The 16739-nt window shown below is 62.2% G+C and carries 16 protein-coding genes; 7 read left to right on the top strand and 9 right to left on the bottom strand.

All coding sequences use genetic code 11. The annotated features are described in order from the left end of the window. The first annotated feature begins 7 nt into the window (after window positions 1-7). The gene (locus D8767_RS08705; RefSeq protein WP_016711879.1) at window positions 8-373 is read left to right on the top strand and encodes a YbaN family protein; all 366 of its coding nucleotides are present in this window, start codon (window positions 8-10) and stop codon (window positions 371-373) included. Between the two features lie 311 nt (window positions 374-684). Next, window positions 685-2043 (top strand): TolC family outer membrane protein, encoded by a 1359-nt coding sequence (locus D8767_RS08700; protein WP_016711880.1) that lies wholly within the window; start codon window positions 685-687, stop codon window positions 2041-2043. Window positions 2044-2084: 41 nt separating this feature from the next. Here D8767_RS08700 and D8767_RS08695 read toward each other — a convergent pair whose 3' ends face one another. The 3 genes from D8767_RS08695 to D8767_RS08685 form a co-directional block, all read right to left on the bottom strand. After that, the gene (locus D8767_RS08695; RefSeq protein WP_016711881.1) at window positions 2085-2684 is read right to left on the bottom strand and encodes a tRNA-uridine aminocarboxypropyltransferase; all 600 of its coding nucleotides are present in this window, start codon (window positions 2682-2684) and stop codon (window positions 2085-2087) included. Window positions 2685-2749: 65 nt separating this feature from the next. Continuing rightward, window positions 2750-4315 (bottom strand): PAS domain-containing methyl-accepting chemotaxis protein, encoded by a 1566-nt coding sequence (locus D8767_RS08690; RefSeq protein WP_016711882.1) that lies wholly within the window; start codon window positions 4313-4315, stop codon window positions 2750-2752. A 136-nt stretch (window positions 4316-4451) separates the two neighbouring features. Beyond that, window positions 4452-5345 (bottom strand): LysR family transcriptional regulator, encoded by an 894-nt coding sequence (locus tag D8767_RS08685; RefSeq protein ID WP_016711883.1) that lies wholly within the window; start codon window positions 5343-5345, stop codon window positions 4452-4454. A 226-nt stretch (window positions 5346-5571) separates the two neighbouring features. Here D8767_RS08685 and speB point away from each other — a divergent pair, with 226 nt between their 5' ends. Beyond that, window positions 5572-6522 (top strand): agmatinase, encoded by a 951-nt coding sequence (gene speB, locus D8767_RS08680; RefSeq protein ID WP_003254586.1) that lies wholly within the window; start codon window positions 5572-5574, stop codon window positions 6520-6522. Between the two features lie 133 nt (window positions 6523-6655). Then, window positions 6656-8035 carry a sodium:solute symporter gene (locus tag D8767_RS08675; protein WP_016711884.1) on the top strand — a complete coding sequence of 460 codons (1380 nt, stop codon included), beginning with the start codon at window positions 6656-6658 and terminating at the stop codon, window positions 8033-8035. Window positions 8036-8105: 70 nt separating this feature from the next. On the opposite strand, the gene D8767_RS29130 is transcribed toward D8767_RS08675, so the two are convergent. Both D8767_RS29130 and D8767_RS08670 read right to left on the bottom strand, forming a co-directional pair. Next, on the bottom strand, window positions 8106-8234 hold the full coding sequence (locus D8767_RS29130) for a PA1414 family protein (protein ID WP_009683677.1): 129 nt from the start codon (window positions 8232-8234) through the stop codon (window positions 8106-8108). A 124-nt stretch (window positions 8235-8358) separates the two neighbouring features. Beyond that, window positions 8359-9252 carry a LysR family transcriptional regulator gene (locus tag D8767_RS08670; RefSeq protein ID WP_016711885.1) on the bottom strand — a complete coding sequence of 298 codons (894 nt, stop codon included), beginning with the start codon at window positions 9250-9252 and terminating at the stop codon, window positions 8359-8361. Window positions 9253-9358: 106 nt separating this feature from the next. On the opposite strand from D8767_RS08670, the gene D8767_RS08665 reads away from it, so the two are divergent. Then, window positions 9359-10525, top strand: coding sequence for an MFS transporter (locus D8767_RS08665; RefSeq protein WP_016711886.1), 1167 nt, complete (start codon window positions 9359-9361; stop codon window positions 10523-10525). Here D8767_RS08665 and D8767_RS08660 read toward each other — a convergent pair. Next, window positions 10522-11448, bottom strand: coding sequence for a DMT family transporter (locus D8767_RS08660; RefSeq protein ID WP_016711887.1), 927 nt, complete (start codon window positions 11446-11448; stop codon window positions 10522-10524). The genes D8767_RS08665 and D8767_RS08660 overlap by 4 nt on opposite strands. Window positions 11449-11554: 106 nt before the next feature. After that, complete coding sequence (locus D8767_RS08655) at window positions 11555-11950, bottom strand: hypothetical protein (RefSeq protein ID WP_016711888.1); 396 nt, start codon at window positions 11948-11950, stop codon at window positions 11555-11557. Between the two features lie 207 nt (window positions 11951-12157). Between D8767_RS08655 and D8767_RS08650 the strand changes: the two genes are divergently transcribed. After that, window positions 12158-12430, top strand: a complete 273-nt coding sequence (locus tag D8767_RS08650; RefSeq protein WP_016711889.1) for a hypothetical protein — start codon at window positions 12158-12160, stop codon at window positions 12428-12430. A gap of 63 nt (window positions 12431-12493) precedes the next feature. Here D8767_RS08650 and D8767_RS08645 read toward each other — a convergent pair whose 3' ends face one another. Beyond that, complete coding sequence (locus D8767_RS08645; protein ID WP_016711890.1) at window positions 12494-13855, bottom strand: DEAD/DEAH box helicase; 1362 nt, start codon at window positions 13853-13855, stop codon at window positions 12494-12496. Window positions 13856-13958: 103 nt separating this feature from the next. Between D8767_RS08645 and D8767_RS08640 the strand changes: the two genes are divergently transcribed. Beyond that, complete coding sequence (locus D8767_RS08640) at window positions 13959-15260, top strand: mechanosensitive ion channel family protein (RefSeq protein ID WP_016711891.1); 1302 nt, start codon at window positions 13959-13961, stop codon at window positions 15258-15260. Between the two features lie 44 nt (window positions 15261-15304). Here the strand turns inward: D8767_RS08640 and D8767_RS08635 are convergent, their stop codons facing one another. Continuing rightward, window positions 15305-16681: a cytosine permease gene (locus tag D8767_RS08635; RefSeq protein ID WP_050545237.1), complete on the bottom strand. Its 1377-nt coding sequence runs from the start codon at window positions 16679-16681 to the stop codon at window positions 15305-15307. Between the last annotated feature and the right edge of the window lie 58 nt (window positions 16682-16739).

Here is a 16739-nt window from a genome sequence, read left to right as displayed (position 1 = left end):
TCTGCCTGTGCGCTACCTGCTGCTGGCCATCGGCTGGCTCAGCGTTGCGCTGGGGGTGTTGGGGATTTTCCTGCCGGTACTGCCCACCACCCCCTTCCTCCTATTGGCGGCAGCCTGCTTTGCCCGCAGCTCGCCACGCTTTCACCACTGGCTGGTCAACCACCCCAAGCTCGGGCCGTGGATTCGCGACTACCTCAGTGGTGAAGGCATTCCCCTCAAGGGCAAGGTCTACGCTATCGGCATGATGTGGGCCAGCATTGGTCTATCGTGCTATCTGGTTCCCCTCTTCTGGGCGCGCACATTCATGCTGACAAGCGCCGTGTTGGTCAGCCTGTATATCCTCAGACAGAAAACCCTGCACAAGCCAAAGTGACATTTTTTTGTCGCCAAATATCACTTTCGCCTAACGGATATTCCCTTTATCCAGAATAATTCTGGAACCTCGCGAAAGCCTTGCAGGCACTGGCTTTGAAAGCGTTACGCGCATTCGCCATCAGCACTTATTGGTATCTTTTTTAGACAATATGGGTATTATATGGCAATTTGATATGAATAAATCTTCTTACTTATTGCATTGAATGTACTTAGCTGTGTTGTTAAAAACCTGCAACACTATACGCGACAACATTATCGTCATTTTTTTGGCGAGCAGCAGGATCAATTCCAGGATCAGGGAGATGTACCATGCGCGTTTTGAACCCCATCACCAGTGCTTTACTGTTGGCCCTGGCGAGTGCCAACGTACAGGCGATGTCGATCACCGAGGCCGTCCAGAGCGCCGTGGACTACCACCCACAAGTCAGCTCCAACCGCAACAGCAAGCTGTCGGCCGATGAGGACGTGAAATTTGCGCGTGGTGGCTACTACCCTTCCGTGGATTTGGTCGCTGGCTATGGCCGCCAGCGTTCGGACAACACCACTACCCGTGCCGAGGGTAACCACAACAAGGAAACCCTCAACTACACCCAGTCCGAGCTGCGCCTGCGGCAGATGATCTTCGACGGCTTCAACACCTCGAATGAAGTGGGCCGTACCGAGGCAGTCTCCACCTCCCGTGCCTACTACACCCAGGCCGTTGCTCAGGATGTCGCCTTGCGTGCCGTGGAGGTGTACCTGGAAGTGCTCAAGCGCCGCGAGCTGGTAACCCTGGCCAAGAACAACCTGCAAGCTCACCTGCGCGTCAACGACCAGATCAGCCTGCGTAACGAGCGCGGCGTTGGCAGCACCGCCGACCTCGACCAGTCCCGCGCACGTCGCGCCCTGGCAGAAAACAATTTGGACACCGCCGAAGTCGACCTGGCCGATGCCGAGGCCAACTTCTTCAGCGTGATCGGCCGCATGCCGGACGAACTGGAAAGCCCGCAGACCATCAAGGCCGAGGTGCCTGAAACCCTCGACGGCGCGCGCGACAGCATGCGTCAGAACAACCCCTACATCAAATCTGCCCAGGCTGACGTCAACGCGGCCGAGCAGCAGTACGAAGTGGGCAAGTCGACTTTCTACCCGCGCTTCGACGCCATTCTGGCAACCGGTGCCAACAACAACACCGGCGGCGAGAAAGGCCACAACAACAACGACTGGCAGGCCGGTGTAGAGATGAACTACAACCTGTTCCGCGGTGGCAGTGACAAGGCCCGCCTGCAGTCTGACGCGCACAAGATCAACCAGGCCCTGGACATCCGCAACAACGCCCTGCGTGAGCTGACCGAAAACCTGAGCCTGGCATGGAACGCCATGAACAACGCCAGCAAGCAGCTGCCGACCGCGCGTGAATATGCCGAGACCACCAAGCGCGTGCGTGCTGCCTACCAGGACCAGTTCGGCCTGGGCCAGCGTACCCTGCTGGACGTGCTGGACAGTGAAAACGAACTGTACAACGCCGACCGCCGCTACACCGAAGTGCGTTATACCGAGGAGTTCTCGCGCTACCGCGTGCTGGCGACCATGGGTGAGTTGCTGAGCAAGCAACACATCTCGCTGCCGCCAGAGGCATTGGCTACCACTGAAGTACGCACCGAGGCGCGCCTGCCCGAGATGCGTTGATTGGATTTGAGATTCGGGGGCCGCTTTGCGGCCCCCAGCCCTCACTCGGTGCCATGGTTACGCTCAAACGTCTCCATCCCCATCGCCTTGATCTGCCCTTCGATCAACGCCTCGAACGGCGCCAGCAGTGCATCGAAGCAGGAAGGCTGCTCCAGCGTATTCAATGCCCCCACCACCGCCTCGATAGTCGACAATGCCCCCGCTTCCGGCGCCTTGCGCAGCCGGTAACGTGAAGGCGTGACGGCCCCCAAGGTGACTCTCGGCAACCCCTCCAGCAACGGATTCATGTACAAAAGCTTGCGCGCCTTGCGCCAGGTGCCGTCGGGCACGATCAGCAGCAAGGGTTTGTCTTCGGCTTCGCTATACGCCGCGAGCACCTGGGCGTCGTCACCCGGGAATAGCAGAGCCGGCCGGTAACCGGGCGTCGCCAACAGTTCACTCACGTCCTCGAACACCTCTCCAATCCGCAACTCGGCATTGTTCAAGCCAAGGGCCGCGAGGCGCGCGGTGTTCAGGGCATGGGCCGTTTCACTGGGGTGCTGCAGCAGGATGACGCGGGTGCGGCTGTCGAGCGCGGGGATCAGTGGGCAGAGGCAATGGTCGAGCGGGCGCTGGCAGCGCTCGCAGCGGGGTCTGGGCATGGGGTTCTCCTTGGCGCAGACAGTTTGCCACAGAACCGGGGCCCGCTTGGCGGGCCCCACTTCGCTTAACGATTGAACCGCTCCGCCAGGCTATGCAGGTACTCCGCCATGCGCTCCAGATCCTGGCTGATTTCAGCCCCCTGCCGTGCCTGCCCAGCACTCTGGTCGCACAGCTGGGCAATCCTCACGATCTGCTGGTTGATGTCCTCGGCCACATGGCTCTGCTGCTCCGACGCCGTCGCCATCTGCTGGCTCATGCCGGTGATACGGCTGACTGCCTGGGCTATCCCGCTCAACGCAGCCTGCACGGCCTCGACACTGTGCACGCTGTCTCGCGAGATCTGCTCGCCCCGGTTGGCGGTGCTCACCGCCCGCTCTGCACCTGCGCGCAGCGAGGCGATGATGTGGTGGATCTCATCGGTGGAAGCACGGGTGCGCTGGGCCAGCGAACGCACCTCATCGGCGACCACGGCAAAACCACGGCCTTGCTCGCCGGCGCGCGCCGCCTCGATGGCCGCATTGAGCGCCAGCAGATTGGTCTGCTCGGCAATCGAGGTAATGACATCGACCACACTGCCGATCGACTGGGTCTGCTCGGCCAAGGCATTGACTGCCAGGCCGATGTCATTGACCGCATCGCTCATGCTGCCCATGGCCTTGAGGCTCTGCAGCGCCAGTTCGCTACCCTGCTGCGCCAACTGGTCGGCATCTCCCGCCGCATGAGCCGTACTTTGCACGTTGTGGGTGACTTGCTGGATGGTCGCTGCCATCTGCGCGATGGCCGTGGCCGATTGGTCGGTTTCACTGCGCTGGCGGTCGAGCATCTGCGCCTGGGCGTCAGACAAATCGGACGACTGCGCCGCCCTCGACTTCACCCCTACCCCGGCGTCCACCAGCCGAGTGAGAGCCGTTTGCAAGCGTGCTTCCTCGCTGATGATGGCGAGGTCAAGCTGGCCTTGCAGGCCCGGGTTGTCGCTGTAGGTCAGTGCCACCAGCGGGCTGGTGAAGGCCTTGGGGTGCTCGGCCAGCGTGCGGCGGATGGCCTGGTTCTGCCGGTGCTCGACCAGGTACCAGGCCAGCAGGAGGCTGGCCATCAGCACCCCGAGCGCGGCATAGGGCGGCAACCACAGGTAACCGGCTGCCGACAACAGGCCTGCGCCAATCAACGGCCAGCCATGGCCCAGCCCATGCCCCAACCGCGCCGCCCATGGTACGGCAGCCCTGCCGCCCCGCAGGCGGGCATACAGCGCCTCGGCACGGCGGATCTGCTCGCGCGTGGGTACCGAGCGCACCGACTCGTAGCCACTGATGCGGCCCTGCTCGTAGATCGCCGTGACATAGGCGCTGACCCAGTAATAGTCCCCGTTCTTGGCCCGGTTCTTGACCACGCCCATCCACGGTTTGCCCTGCTTGATGGTCTCCCACATATGCCCGAATACCGCCGGCGGCATATCCGGGTGGCGCACCAGGTTGTGGGGTTGGCCGACCAGCTCGTCGTACGTGAAACCGCTGATCGCCACGAAGGCGTCGTTGCAGTAGGTGATGCAGCTGTTCAGGTCCGTGGTGGAAATCAGGCGTTGATCGCTGGAAAAGGTTCTTTCGTGCTCAGTGACGGGCAAATTCATGCGCATCTTGGGCGATCCTTGCAGGATGAAATGAGGAAAAATCATCAGCGCAAGTTGATATGTAGCAGAGCGCTATCAGGTTAGCGGTTTGCTTTTGCCGGAATTTAGCGCCTCCCGACGGAATGCATGAGCACCTTGCTTCTCAGCCCACATTGAGCTGGCTTTTCAGCAGGTCGCGGAAGGTCTGGATCAGGGGTTCACGGCTACGCCCGCGACGGATGATCAGCGAAAACGGGGCCTGGTAACCAAACGTCGACGGCGACAGCACACGCAAGTCGCCCTTGTCGACCCAGGCCTGGGCGTAATGTTCGGGCAAATAGCCGATATAGGCCCCGGACAGAATCAGGATCAGCTGCGCCTCCATACTCTCCACCGTCGCCGCGCTGTGCTTGAAACCATGCCGGGCCAACTCGGCCTGGCTCCAGTAGCCACGCCCGACCATGCGTTGCTGCGTCACCACCGGCTCAGGGATACGCCGCTCGGTATACAGCGGGTGACGGCTGCTGCAGTACAACCAGTGCTGCTCACGGTACAACGGCTGGTATAGCAGGCCGCTCATGCGCGAGGAGAATGCGCCAATGGCCAGGTCCAGGCGGTTGTCCTGTACACCCAGTTGCAGCTCGTAGGGGCTGGACACCGACAGGTGCAGGTGCACCGCCGGGTGCTCCTGGCTATAGGCGCCAATGGCTTCGGCCAGCGGCAAGGCCCGGTCACCGACCGTGGAGTCGATCACCCCAAGGTTGAGGGTGCCGCGCAGTTCACCCTTGAGGGCAGCGGCATACTGCTCGAAGCCGTCCAGCTCGGCCAACAGGCGCAGGGTTTCCTGGTGGAACAGTTCGCCTTTGCTGGTGAGGCTGAAGCCGCCCCGGCCACGGTGACACAGCACGATACCCAAGGCCCCCTCCAACTGGCTCATGTAAGTGCTGATGGCCGAGGTTGAAAGGTTCAGCTCGCGCTGGGCGTTGGCAAAGCCCTGGTGGCGCACCACGCTGATAAAGATGCGCAGCAGTTTCAGGTCGGGCAAGGTCGAGGCCATGGTGCAACGGTTCCGCAGGGTTATTTGCGCGCAGTCTAACCATTCTGCCCGCCTTTAGTTCAGAAATTCCTGAACTAAGTTTTTGTCGGTAGCGATTCTTCCCCGCCACTACCTTCAGCAGACTTGGCCGAAATGTCCCTGCCCGCCGGCAAAACCACACTTGAAATGGCGCGCGGCGGCACAGGTTCGAACAAACAGAACAATCGACCGACTGATGAGGCCCACCGTGGACAAGACTCTCCACCAACCACTGGGCGGCAACGAAATGCCGCGTTTCGGCGGCATCGCCACCATGCTCCGTCTTCCCCACCTGCAGAGCGCCGAAGGCCTGGATGCCGCCTTCATTGGCGTGCCGCTGGACATCGGCACCTCGCTGCGCTCCGGCACCCGCTTCGGCCCACGGCAGATTCGCGCCGAGTCGGTGATGATCCGCCCGTACAACATGGCCACCGGTGCTGCACCGTTCGACTCGCTGTCGGTGGCCGACATCGGCGACGTAGCGATCAACACCTTCAACCTGCTGGACGCCGTGCGCATCATCGAAGAAGCGTATGACGAGATCGTCGAGCACAATGTCATCCCGATGACCCTGGGTGGCGACCACACCATCACCCTGCCGATCCTGCGCGCACTGCACAAGAAGCACGGCAAGATCGGCCTGGTGCACATCGATGCCCACGCCGACGTCAACGACCACATGTTCGGCGAGAAGATCGCCCACGGCACCACCTTCCGCCGCGCTGTGGAAGAAGGCCTGCTCGATTGCGACCGCGTGGTGCAGATCGGCCTGCGCGCTCAGGGCTATACCGCTGACGACTTCAACTGGAGCCGCCGCCAGGGTTTCCGTGTGGTGCAGGCCGAAGAGTGCTGGCACAAGTCGCTGGAGCCACTGATGGCCGAAGTGCGGGAAAAAGTCGGCGGCGGCCCGGTTTACCTGTCGTTCGACATCGACGGCATCGACCCGGCCTGGGCACCTGGCACCGGCACCCCGGAAATCGGCGGCTTGACCACCATCCAGGCGATGGAGATCATTCGCGGCTGCCACGGCCTGGACCTGATCGGCTGTGACCTTGTCGAAGTCTCCCCGCCTTACGACACCACCGGCAACACCTCGCTGCTCGGTGCCAACCTGCTGTTCGAAATGCTCTGCGTGCTACCGGGCGTAGTGCGTCGCTAATACCGCTACACCCCGGCAGGAGCCATGAGGGAGGGCCACTGAGGCCCGCCAACAACACGACAAGACCGCCGGGCGCCGTGCAACCGCCCGCGTGGTCGATCTCGCCATAATAAAGATAATCGGGAGACCCCCAATGGCCTTGGACATCATTGTTGTAATGATCTATACCGCCGGCATGCTCGGGCTTGGCTGGTATGGCATGCGGCGCGCGAAAACCCACGAAGACTACCTGGTAGCCGGGCGCAACCTCGGCCCTGTCCTGTACATGGGCACCATGGCCACGACCGTGCTGGGTGGTGCTTCTACCGTTGGCACCGTACGCCTGGGCTACGTCCACGGCATTTCCGGTTTCTGGCTATGTGCAGCCTTGGGCCTGGGCATCATCGCCATCAACCTGTTCCTCGCCAAACCGTTGCTGCGCCTGCGCATCTTCACCGTGACTCAGGTGCTGGAGCAGCGCTACAACCCGACCGCTCGCCAGGCCAGCGCCGTGATCATGCTGGCTTACGCGCTGATGATCGGCGTGACCTCCACCCTGGCCATGGCCACCGTACTGCAAGTGCTGCTGGACCTGCCATTCTGGGCCTCGCTGATGCTCGGCGGCGGTGTAGTGGTGCTGTACTCCACCATTGGCGGCATGTGGTCGCTGACCCTGACCGACATCGTGCAGTTCGTGATCAAAACCGTCGGCCTGATGTTCATCCTGCTGCCAGTGTGCCTGTACAAGGCCGGTGGCTGGGACACCCTGGTGGCCAAGCTGCCGGCGGCCAGCTTCCAGCTGACCACCATTGGCTGGGACACCATCATCACCTACTTCCTGATCTACTTCTTCGGCATCCTCATCGGCCAGGACATCTGGCAGCGGGTGTTCACCGCTCGTGACGAGAAAGTCTGCCAGCGTGCCGGTACCACCGCTGGTGTGTACTGCGTGCTGTACGGCCTGGCCTGCGCCGCGATCGGCATGGCTGCACATGTGCTGATGCCCGACCTGGCCAACCCGAACAATGCGTTCGCCGAAATGATCAAGACCACCCTGCCCGATGGCATCCGTGGCCTGCTGATGGCGGCAGCGCTGGCAGCCATGATGTCCACCGCCAGTGCCGGCCTGCTGGCGGCCTCGACTACCGTGACCGAAGACCTGCTGCCCAAGCTGCGTGGCGGCAAGCAGTCGAGCCTTGGCGTCAGCCGCCTGTTCACCCTGCTCACCGGCCTGGTGGTACTGGGTATCGCGCTGATGGTGAACGACGTGATCAACGCACTGACCCTGGCCTACAACCTGCTGGTCGGCGGCATGCTGATCCCGCTGATCGGGGCGATCTTCTGGAAGCGGGCGACCACCGCCGGCGCCATTGCCAGCATGTCGCTGGGCTTTGCCACCGCGCTGCTGTTCATGTTCAAGGACGGGCTGGAGGCCAATACGCCGATCTACTACAGCCTGGCTGTTGGCCTGGTGAGCTTTGTGGTGGTTAGCCTGATGTCCCGTAAACCCGTCGGTGCAGTGAATCTGGCCTGACAGGCAATAAACAATCAGCAGACACAAAAAGGCCGCTGCACCTACTCAGGTGCAGCGGCCTTTGTTTTTGTCAGCGACGACGCGGCTGACGCTTGCGCTGCTCTTCATCAGTCGGGATCGGCACCGGCTGCAAGGGCGGTGGAATCAGCCCCAAGGCAACCGCCAGGTCGTGGAGCCAGTTGGACAGTGGTTTATTCATAATGCCCCCTTGACGGGTCAGCCTCACGGCAAATCAATCCTGCGATGTTTCATACAGATCATAGCCCGATGTCCTGTATTACGCATGCTTCTGATCTTACAGATAAGGGCCATTTTGACGCGGATCAAGCCGTAACGGCGCATTCCGACGACTGGTTAATCGTTTCGCTTTGTTGCAGGTCGATCCATGCCTGCAAATTGGCACCGCGCATACCCTGACGCCACATCAGCCAGGTGACCGCCTGATCGAACGGTGCTTGCAGACGGTGCACCCTTACCCGGTCGCGCCCAGGCAAGCTGTCGAGCATCGACTGGGCCATCATCGCCACGCCTGCGCCGGCAATCACGCAGGCCAGCATGCTCTGGTAAGACTCGATCTCCATGACCCGGCCCATAGGGGTATGCGCATGGGCATACCAGGCCTCCAGGCGCATGCGGTACGAGCAGCCCTGGCGGAACGTGAACACGGCCTTCCCTGCCACATCCTTGGCGGTATGCACTGCCGGGTGCTCCGGGCTGGTGATCAGCACCAGATGCTCGTCACACAACGGCACACCATCCAGCCCGGCCAGGTTCAGCGGCCCATCCACCAGGGCAGCATCCAGGCGGTGGCTTAGCAAGCCTTCCAGCAACTCGCCGCTAGGGGCAGCGCGCACCTGCAGGTTCACCGCCGGGTAGGCCTGGTGATAGCGCGCCAGCAACGCCGGCAAATGGGTTGCCGCCGTGCTGTACATGGTCCCCAGCACAAAATCCCCGGCCGGTTGGCCGCCCCGCACGGCAGCCAGCGCCTCATCGCGCAAGGCCGACATGCGGTGTGCGTAGTCCAGCAGCACCTTGCCCGCCGGCGATAGCTGCAGGCGCTGACGTTCACGCAGGAACAGCTCGACGCCCAATTGCTCTTCCAGTTGGCGCAGGCGCGTCGACAGGTTTGACGGCACTCGATGCAGACGCTCTGCGGCACGGGTGACCGAGCCTTCCTCGGCAACGGCCTGGAAGATACGGAGCTGGCTGAATTCCACGGCATTCTCCAAAACAGAACAACTTGATCATCATTATTCAATTTTATTGAAAAAGGAACCGCCCTAACCTGCCGGCTATCGCTTACATCCGTGCAGGAGACTTGTCATGTCGCCACTTATCCAACTGCTGGCCAGCGCCGTGGCGCTGATGATGGCCATGGGCATCGGCCGTTTCGCCCTCACGCCACAATTGCCGCAACTGATCACCGAAGGCCAGTTCGACCTGGCGGTTGCCGGGCTGGTCGCGGCAGCCAACTACCTGGGCTATTTCATTGGCGCGGTAGATGCCATGTTCACCCGCTCACCCGGCCAGGTGCGACTGCGCCTGCAGGGAGGGCTGTGGCTGTGCGTGCTGCTGACCCTGGCCTCATGGGCCGCTGATGGGTTGTGGAGCCACCTGCTGCTGCGCTTTGGTACCGGCGTGGCCAGTGCCTGGGTGCTGGTGATGATCACCAGCCTCAGCCAGCAAGTGGCCAATGCACACAACCGCCAGCGCCAAGGCGCCCTGGTGTTCGCCGGGCCAGGCCTGGGCATTGCCATGACCGGGCTGCTGGCCTTGGTGTCGCATGTGCTGGGGCTGGGCTCGGCAGCCCTGTGGCTGATCTATGCCCTGGCTGCGCTGATGATGTTGCTGGCCGTGCGGCCATGGCTGCCACGCGCCCTGCAAGTGGCGCCAGCCCCGTCGCCAGTGCGCCAAGGCCCGACCCGCAGCGTGGGCATTGGCCGCCTGGGGCTGGTGTATGCGCTGTACGGCGTGGGTTACATCCTGCCGGCCACCTTCCTGTCGCAAATGGCCAGCCAACAGTTCCGGGGGCAGTGGCAGGCCGACCTGTTCTGGCCGGCGTTTGGCCTGGCGGCGGCCTTGGGCGTGCTGCTGGTAAGCCTGCGCCGTGGCGGCCGCACCTCAACCTGGCTGACCGCCACGCTGTGGCTGCAAGGGGTCGGCGTGCTGGCCTGCCTGTTGGGCGGGGGCATCGGACTGGCGCTGGGCGTGGTGCTGTGTGGCGGGCCGTTCCTGGCCTGCATGCAACTGGTGATGCAACGCTCGCGAGAGCTGGCACCCCATGCCACGCAACGCAATGCCGGGCTATTGACCGCATGCTTTGCCCTGGGGCAGCTGAGTGGCCCGCTGCTGGCAGCACTCAGCATCCAGTACAGCGGCGGGCTGCAGCCGGCGCTGATGGCGGCGGCAGGTGGGTTGGTGGTGGCCGGGGGGCTGGTGCGGTTGGCACGCAGCGAGCGGGCCGGCGGCGCCTGCCCGGCAAACCTTTAACCTACATACCGCCGTAACTGCTTCTTCACCCAAGACTCGGCACTTACCAGAATCACCCCGAGCAGCACCATCAACGCGCCAATCACAAAGTTGACGCTCAGCGGCTCATCCAGCAGCAGTACACCAAAGGTCACCCCGAACAGCGGGGTGATGAACGAAAACACAGCGAGGTTTGATGCCAGGTACTTGCGCAGCAACCAGAACCAGGTCAGGTAGCTGACGAACGACACCACAATCCCCTGGAACAGCACACTGCCCATGGCCAATGGCGTCAGCGACACGGCCCCGATCTGCCCACTGAGCAAGGCGATCAGCAACAGCCCGGCAAAACCCACCGCCAGCTGATAGAACAGGGTCAAGGTCGCCGGCGCCTCCGACAGCCGTGAGCAGCGCACCACCACCGTGGTCGCGCCCCAGGCCAGGCCGGCGATTACACCGAAGGCATCACCCAGCAGCATGCGGCCATCCATCTCCTCGAACGACATGCCACCGGCAAACGCCATGGCAATGCCACCAAATGCCAGCAAAATCCCCAGCCACTGCAACAGCCTCAGGCGCTCGCTGGGTAACCGGAAATGCAAGCCCAACGCGGTAAACACCGGTGCGGTATAGAGGAACACCGACATGTGCGCGGCCGACGTCAGCTTCAGCCCCTCGGCAATGAACAGGAATTCAAGGCCGAACAACCCACCCGCCACCACCCCGGCGCGCCATGTACTGCCGACCTGTTCCCAGCCACCGCGCCAGCACAACATCAGGCCTACCAGAACGGCAGCGATACCATTGCGCAGGGCCGCTTGCATCACCGGGGCGATATCCACGGCGGCGGTTTTGATCAGCACCTGCTGGCAACCCCAGATCAGGCACAGCCCCAGCATCACCTGGAAAGCGAAGGCGTCAGGGTTCTTGCGGACCGCGCTCATGGGCGGGCCTCTGGGATGATCGTCGGCATGGGCAAGGGCTCGGCAGTATTCAGAAGTTACCGATTATCGGGTTTGCGTGCCCACCCTTGCCAGCCTCAAAACGACCTCAAGCAATCTGCGCCTTCGCTGACACCTGTTCGAAGGTGGCTTCATCCAGCGCATCCGCCTGCTCGTCCAGCACCTGACGCGGGTGCTCGAAGCCGGGGATGCTGCTATCGATCAGGCTCATCAGGCGCAAACCGCGCTCGGTCAACACAAAGTTTTCGCCATTGCCGCCCTCTTCTTCAGGCCGGCTTGCGATGAAGCCACGCTTGAACAGCAGCTTCTCGTACTCACAGGCCAGGGTTTTAAGCAGGTCCAGGTCTCCCACCGGCTCACCTTTGGCAGCCAGCGCTGCGGCGTGCTGCTCGGCATAGGGGCGTGGGGTAAAGCTGTGACCAGCGCCGTTCTGCACCTCGTGCAACAAGCGCTCGATCAGGTCCCAGTCGTAGGGGATGCTCATGGTGATGGGCTCCAGCTGTGGACGGAAGGGGTACACAGGTTGGGACCGGAGAGTGAGTGGTGACGTTCCGGAAAGTTAAATGAGAGCCACGATATGAGTGCCCCACCTCGCTGGATGACTAACCGTTATCGCCATCGGTCGCAATCGCTGAACTTGCCCGCGCCTTTTGCCCTCCACCGCGCATAACCACCGCTGGAGGTAAAAAGGATGAAACCGCTGCTGCCCCTTACTTGCGCCATCGCCCTGACCTGCGCCCTGCCCGCCTGGGCCTGCACACCGGAAGAAGCAACGCAAAAACGTGAAGAGTTGGCCGGGCTGGTTCCCCAGTTGACCGAGCAGAACCCGCAGAAGGCAAAGGAGATCAATGACGAGCTTCAGGGGATGGACCTGGAGACGGCGAGCAAGGACTTGCCCGACAAGTGTCAGCTGATTGACCAGCGGATCAAGGAGTTGAAAACGGCGGAGAAGAAGGCTGAGTAGTTGGCGCCTGTGCTGGCCTCTTCGCGGGCAAGCCCGCGAAGAGGCCAACACCGCTACTGAATGTTACTCAGTAGCCGGCTTGCGCTTTTTCAGTGGCGCCAGGCCATCAGCGCTGGCCAGCGGTGCATTTGGCCTCGGTTTGGCGGTCGGCTTGCGCTTGGCGGCAGCTTTCTTATCGCCGCCCTTCTTGTCTACCTTCTTCTTCTTGGCCCCAACAGCCTTGCCCGACGCCTTGACCTTCTTCGGCCCGCTGTAAGTACCCTTCACTTCCTTGATCACCCGGCGCTCGAACTGCTGCTTGAGGTAGCGCTCGATGCTCGACATCAGGTTCCAGTCATTGTGGGTGATCAGCGAGATTGCCAGGCCTTCGCCACCGGCGCGGCCGGTACGGCCCACACGGTGCACGTACTCGTCACCGCTGCGTGGCATGTCGAAGTTGATCACCAGGTCCAGGCCGTCGATGTCCAGGCCGCGGGCTGCGACGTCGGTGGCCACGAGCACCTTGGAGCTGCCTTGCTTGAAGCGCTCGATGGCCAGCTTGCGGTCCTTCTGGTCCTTTTCGCCGTGCAGCACGAATGCCTTCACGTCCTTGGCCACCAGGTGGCCGTAGATACGGTCGGCCAGGGCGCGGGTGTTGGTGAAGATGATCGCCTTGTCGAAGGTTTCGTTGGCCAGCAGCCACTGCACGATGGCTTCTTTGTGCTGGTCGTGGTCGGCGGTGATGATTTGCTGGCGGGTGCCTTCGGCCAGCTGCGACACGCTGTTGAGCATCAAGTGCTCAGGGTCTTTCAGCACCTTGCCGATGATATCGCGCAGGGCCGCGCCACCGGTGGTGGCCGAGAACAGCAGGGTTTGCTCGCGGTTCTCGCACTCCTTGCACAGGCGCTCCATGTCTTCGGCGAAGCCCATGTCGAGCATGCGGTCGGCCTCGTCGAGGATCAGCACCTGCACGTGGGACAGGTCCAGGTTACCGGCATTGAGCTGCTCCAGCAGGCGGCCCGGGGTGCCGATCAGCACGTCCGGCACCTTGCGCAGCATGGCGGCCTGTTCCTTGAAGTCTTCACCGCCGGTGACCAGGCCCGCCTTGATGTAGGTGAACTGCGAGAACAGCTGCACTTGCTTGAGGGTCTGCTGGGCCAGCTCGCGGGTCGGCAGCAGGATCAGCGAGCGGATCTCTACCCGTCCACCTTTCAGGTCGACCAGGCGGTTCAGCAGCGGCAGCACGAAGGCTGCCGTTTTACCGCTGCCGGTCTGCGCGGTCACGCGCAGGTCACGCCCTTGCAGGGCCAGGGGGATGGCCGCGGCCTGCACCGGGGTTGGCTCGACAAATTTAAGCTCGGCCACGGCTTTAAGCAGGCGTTCATGCAGGGCGAATTGGGAGAACACGGAGGTAACCTCGGGCAAGTGCGGGAAATTCAGTTGCATAGGGTAACGTTTTCTGCCGGCTTAGCCGAATTTCTTTTGGCAACTTTGCCGCCATCCGCGCTCTAATGGCACTTCGTTTCGCAACAAGACTGTACGCAAGCCCATGGATATCCAACGAATCTGGCGTGACTCCCTCGACCTGTGGGGCACCCTCGACCAACACCCTATGCTGCACGCGGCCATTGGCCTGGCGGTGCTGCTGCTGATTTCCCTGGTCATCGGCCGGCTGGCACGCTTCCTGGTACTGCACAGCGCCCGCCTGCTGGCACGCCAACCGGCGCTGAAGTGGTTGGACGACCTGCGCCACAACAAGGTGTTCCATCGCCTGGCACAAACCACACCGTCGCTGGTGCTGCAGTTTGGCCTGAAGCTGGTGCCAGAGCTGTCCGACACCGCCCAGCACTTCCTCGGCAATGTCGCCCTGGCCTTCACGCTGCTGTTCATGACCCTGGCGCTGTCGTGCCTGCTGGATGCCCTGCTCGACATCTACGCCCGCACCGAACACGCCCGCACCCGCTCGATCAAGGGCTACGTGCAGTTGGCCAAGATGATGCTGTGGATTTTCGCCGCCATCGTCATCATCGCCACCCTGATCGACCGCTCGCCGCTGTTGCTGCTGTCTGGCCTGGGTGCCATGTCGGCGGTGCTGCTGTTGGTGTACAAGGACACCCTGCTGTCGTTCGTCGCCAGCGTGCAGCTGACCAGCAACGACATGCTGCATGTGGGCGACTGGATCGAAATGCCGCAGGTGGGTGCCGATGGCGATGTGGTGGACATCACCCTTCACACCGTCAAGGTACAGAACTTCGACAAGACCATCGTCTCCATCCCCACCTGGCGCCTGATGAGCGAGTCGTTCCGCAACTACCGCGGCATGCAGCAGTCCGGTGGCCGGCGGATCAAGCGCAGCTTGTTCATTGATGCCGCTGGGGTACGCTTCCTCACCCGCGAAGAGGAACAGCGCCTGAGCCAGGTGCAGCTGCTGGGCGACTACCTGGCCGGCAAGCGCCAGGAGCTGCAAAACTGGAACGAGGCCCTGGGGCCGGTGGCGGAGCTGGCGGCCAACCGCCGCAAACTGACCAACATCGGCACCTTCCGCGCCTTTGCCCTGGCCTACCTTAAGAACCACCCCAACGTGCACCCGAACATGACCTGCATGGTGCGACAGATGCAGACCACCGCCGAGGGTGTGCCGCTGGAGATCTACTGCTTCACCACCACCACGGTATGGGCAGACTACGAACGCATCCAGGGGGATATTTTCGACTATCTGCTGGCCGTGTTGCCGGAGTTCGGCTTGGGCCTTTATCAGCAGCCAAGTGGCAATGACATGCGGGCCGGGTTGGCGGGGCGCACAACGCCGGAATCGGCGCCGCGCCGCCTGGAAGCGATGAGCGAGGCTTGAATCACAGGGGCTGCATTGCAGCCCTTTCGCTTTTCAAGGCAGCCCTAGGGCGCACATTCCAGGGTTGTCGAAAGCGGCTTGCTTTCGCGCCCGTGGACCATGCAGTACAGCGCGCCGGCCAGGATCAAGCCCATGGCCCAACTGATGTCCACACCCAGCCATTCGGCCACGAAACCCGTGTAGAACGACAGTTTCATGAACGGGATGGTGCCGATGATCGACACGGCGTACACCGCCAGGCTTCGACGATTGAAACGTCCGTAGCGCCCCTTGGCGTCATACAGCGCTCCCACATCATAGTGACCCCGGCACACCCAGTAGTAGTCCACCAGGTTGATCGCGCTCCAAGGGATAAGCAGGTACAACTGGCCGATCAGGATGTCGGCAAAGAATGTGTCGAAGTTGTACTGGGTGGCGATGGCGATCACCGTTGCCGCTGCGGTCAGGCAGGCCATTACCATGGCTTTGGCAGTTGAGGTCACGTGAGCGATCGTCTTGAACGCACCGAAGATCGTGACTGACGACATGTACGCGCTGTACAGGCACAGGACGTTGTACTGGATCACCCCCAGTGCGATCACTGCCAGCGCCAACGGCGCCAACGGGCCAAACAACGCGGCAATGGCCGTTGCAGGGTCATGCCCCAGTGCGGCGGGTAGTTCCACGGCCACCAGCGCACCCAATGCCATCATGGCGAAGGAGCCCAGCGCACAACCGCAATAGGTAGCCCAGAACGTGGCGCGAGGGTTGACGTTGGCCGGGAGGTACCGCGAGTAGTCGGCCACATAGGGGCCATAGCCCAGCGTCCAGGAGGCAGACTGGGCAACGATCAGGTTGAAGGCGGCGAACGAAAAGCCTGTGCTCACCGCCGTTGTGCTTTCGAGGCCGCCCTGGTGCAGCAGGATCAGCACCAGGGCGCCAGCAAAAACCAGGGTGGACAGCAGGCTCATCCAAGCCCCCAGGCGGTGGATGAGTTCGTAGCCGATAAAGCCAATGATAAAGGTCAGTACGCCCACCACCACAATGGCTTGGCCATCGCTCATGGGCATCAGCGCCTGCAGCGCTTCACGCATCAGCACGCCGCTTGCGGCGAGGAACAAGACGGCAGCCGTGACCATCACCAGCAACGGGATCGCCGCGCCGTGAACACCGAATTGGGCCCGGCTCTGGATCATCTGTGGCACGCCAAGGTGAGGGCCCTGGGCAGAGTGCGCCGCCATGAACACGGTGCCGATCAGGTTGCCGACCAGCAGGCCCAACAATGTCCAGCCAAAACTTAGCCCCGACGCGGCTCCGAGGGTGCCGACCATCAGTGCGGTTATCTGGAAGTTGGAGCTGAACCAGATGGTGAACAGTCGTTTAGGCGTGCCATAACGCTCAGCGTGTGGGACAAATTCGATACTTCGCGTTTCTAGCTTCACGCCGGTCTCCCGATTCATTTTCATGATTATCGGGTAGGCACCGGCGTGATTTGGGCTC

It is taken from the genome of Pseudomonas sp. LTGT-11-2Z (assembly GCF_003691445.1).
GTDB classification, from domain to species: domain Bacteria; phylum Pseudomonadota; class Gammaproteobacteria; order Pseudomonadales; family Pseudomonadaceae; genus Aquipseudomonas; species Aquipseudomonas monteilii.
Note: the sequence above shows the minus strand (reverse complement) of the source record. Positions and strands in the feature narration are given on the sequence as shown.

Excerpts from the sequence above, each read along its gene's own strand:
- D8767_RS08700 (WP_016711880.1), top strand. The coding sequence starts at position 685 with ATGCGCGTTTTGAACCCCATCACCAGTGCTTTACTGTTGGCCCTGGCG.
- D8767_RS08695 (WP_016711881.1), bottom strand. The coding sequence starts at position 2,684 with ATGCCCAGACCCCGCTGCGAGCGCTGCCAGCGCCCGCTCGACCATTGC.
- D8767_RS08690 (WP_016711882.1), bottom strand. The coding sequence starts at position 4,315 with ATGCGCATGAATTTGCCCGTCACTGAGCACGAAAGAACCTTTTCCAGC.
- D8767_RS08685 (WP_016711883.1), bottom strand. The coding sequence starts at position 5,345 with ATGGCCTCGACCTTGCCCGACCTGAAACTGCTGCGCATCTTTATCAGC.
- D8767_RS08675 (WP_016711884.1), top strand. The coding sequence starts at position 6,656 with ATGGCCTTGGACATCATTGTTGTAATGATCTATACCGCCGGCATGCTC.
- D8767_RS29130 (WP_009683677.1), bottom strand. The coding sequence starts at position 8,234 with ATGAATAAACCACTGTCCAACTGGCTCCACGACCTGGCGGTTGCCTTG.
- D8767_RS08665 (WP_016711886.1), top strand. The coding sequence starts at position 9,359 with ATGTCGCCACTTATCCAACTGCTGGCCAGCGCCGTGGCGCTGATGATG.
- D8767_RS08660 (WP_016711887.1), bottom strand. The coding sequence starts at position 11,448 with ATGAGCGCGGTCCGCAAGAACCCTGACGCCTTCGCTTTCCAGGTGATG.
- D8767_RS08655 (WP_016711888.1), bottom strand. The coding sequence starts at position 11,950 with ATGAGCATCCCCTACGACTGGGACCTGATCGAGCGCTTGTTGCACGAG.
- D8767_RS08650 (WP_016711889.1), top strand. The coding sequence starts at position 12,158 with ATGAAACCGCTGCTGCCCCTTACTTGCGCCATCGCCCTGACCTGCGCC.
- D8767_RS08645 (WP_016711890.1), bottom strand. The coding sequence starts at position 13,855 with ATGCAACTGAATTTCCCGCACTTGCCCGAGGTTACCTCCGTGTTCTCC.
- D8767_RS08640 (WP_016711891.1), top strand. The coding sequence starts at position 13,959 with ATGGATATCCAACGAATCTGGCGTGACTCCCTCGACCTGTGGGGCACC.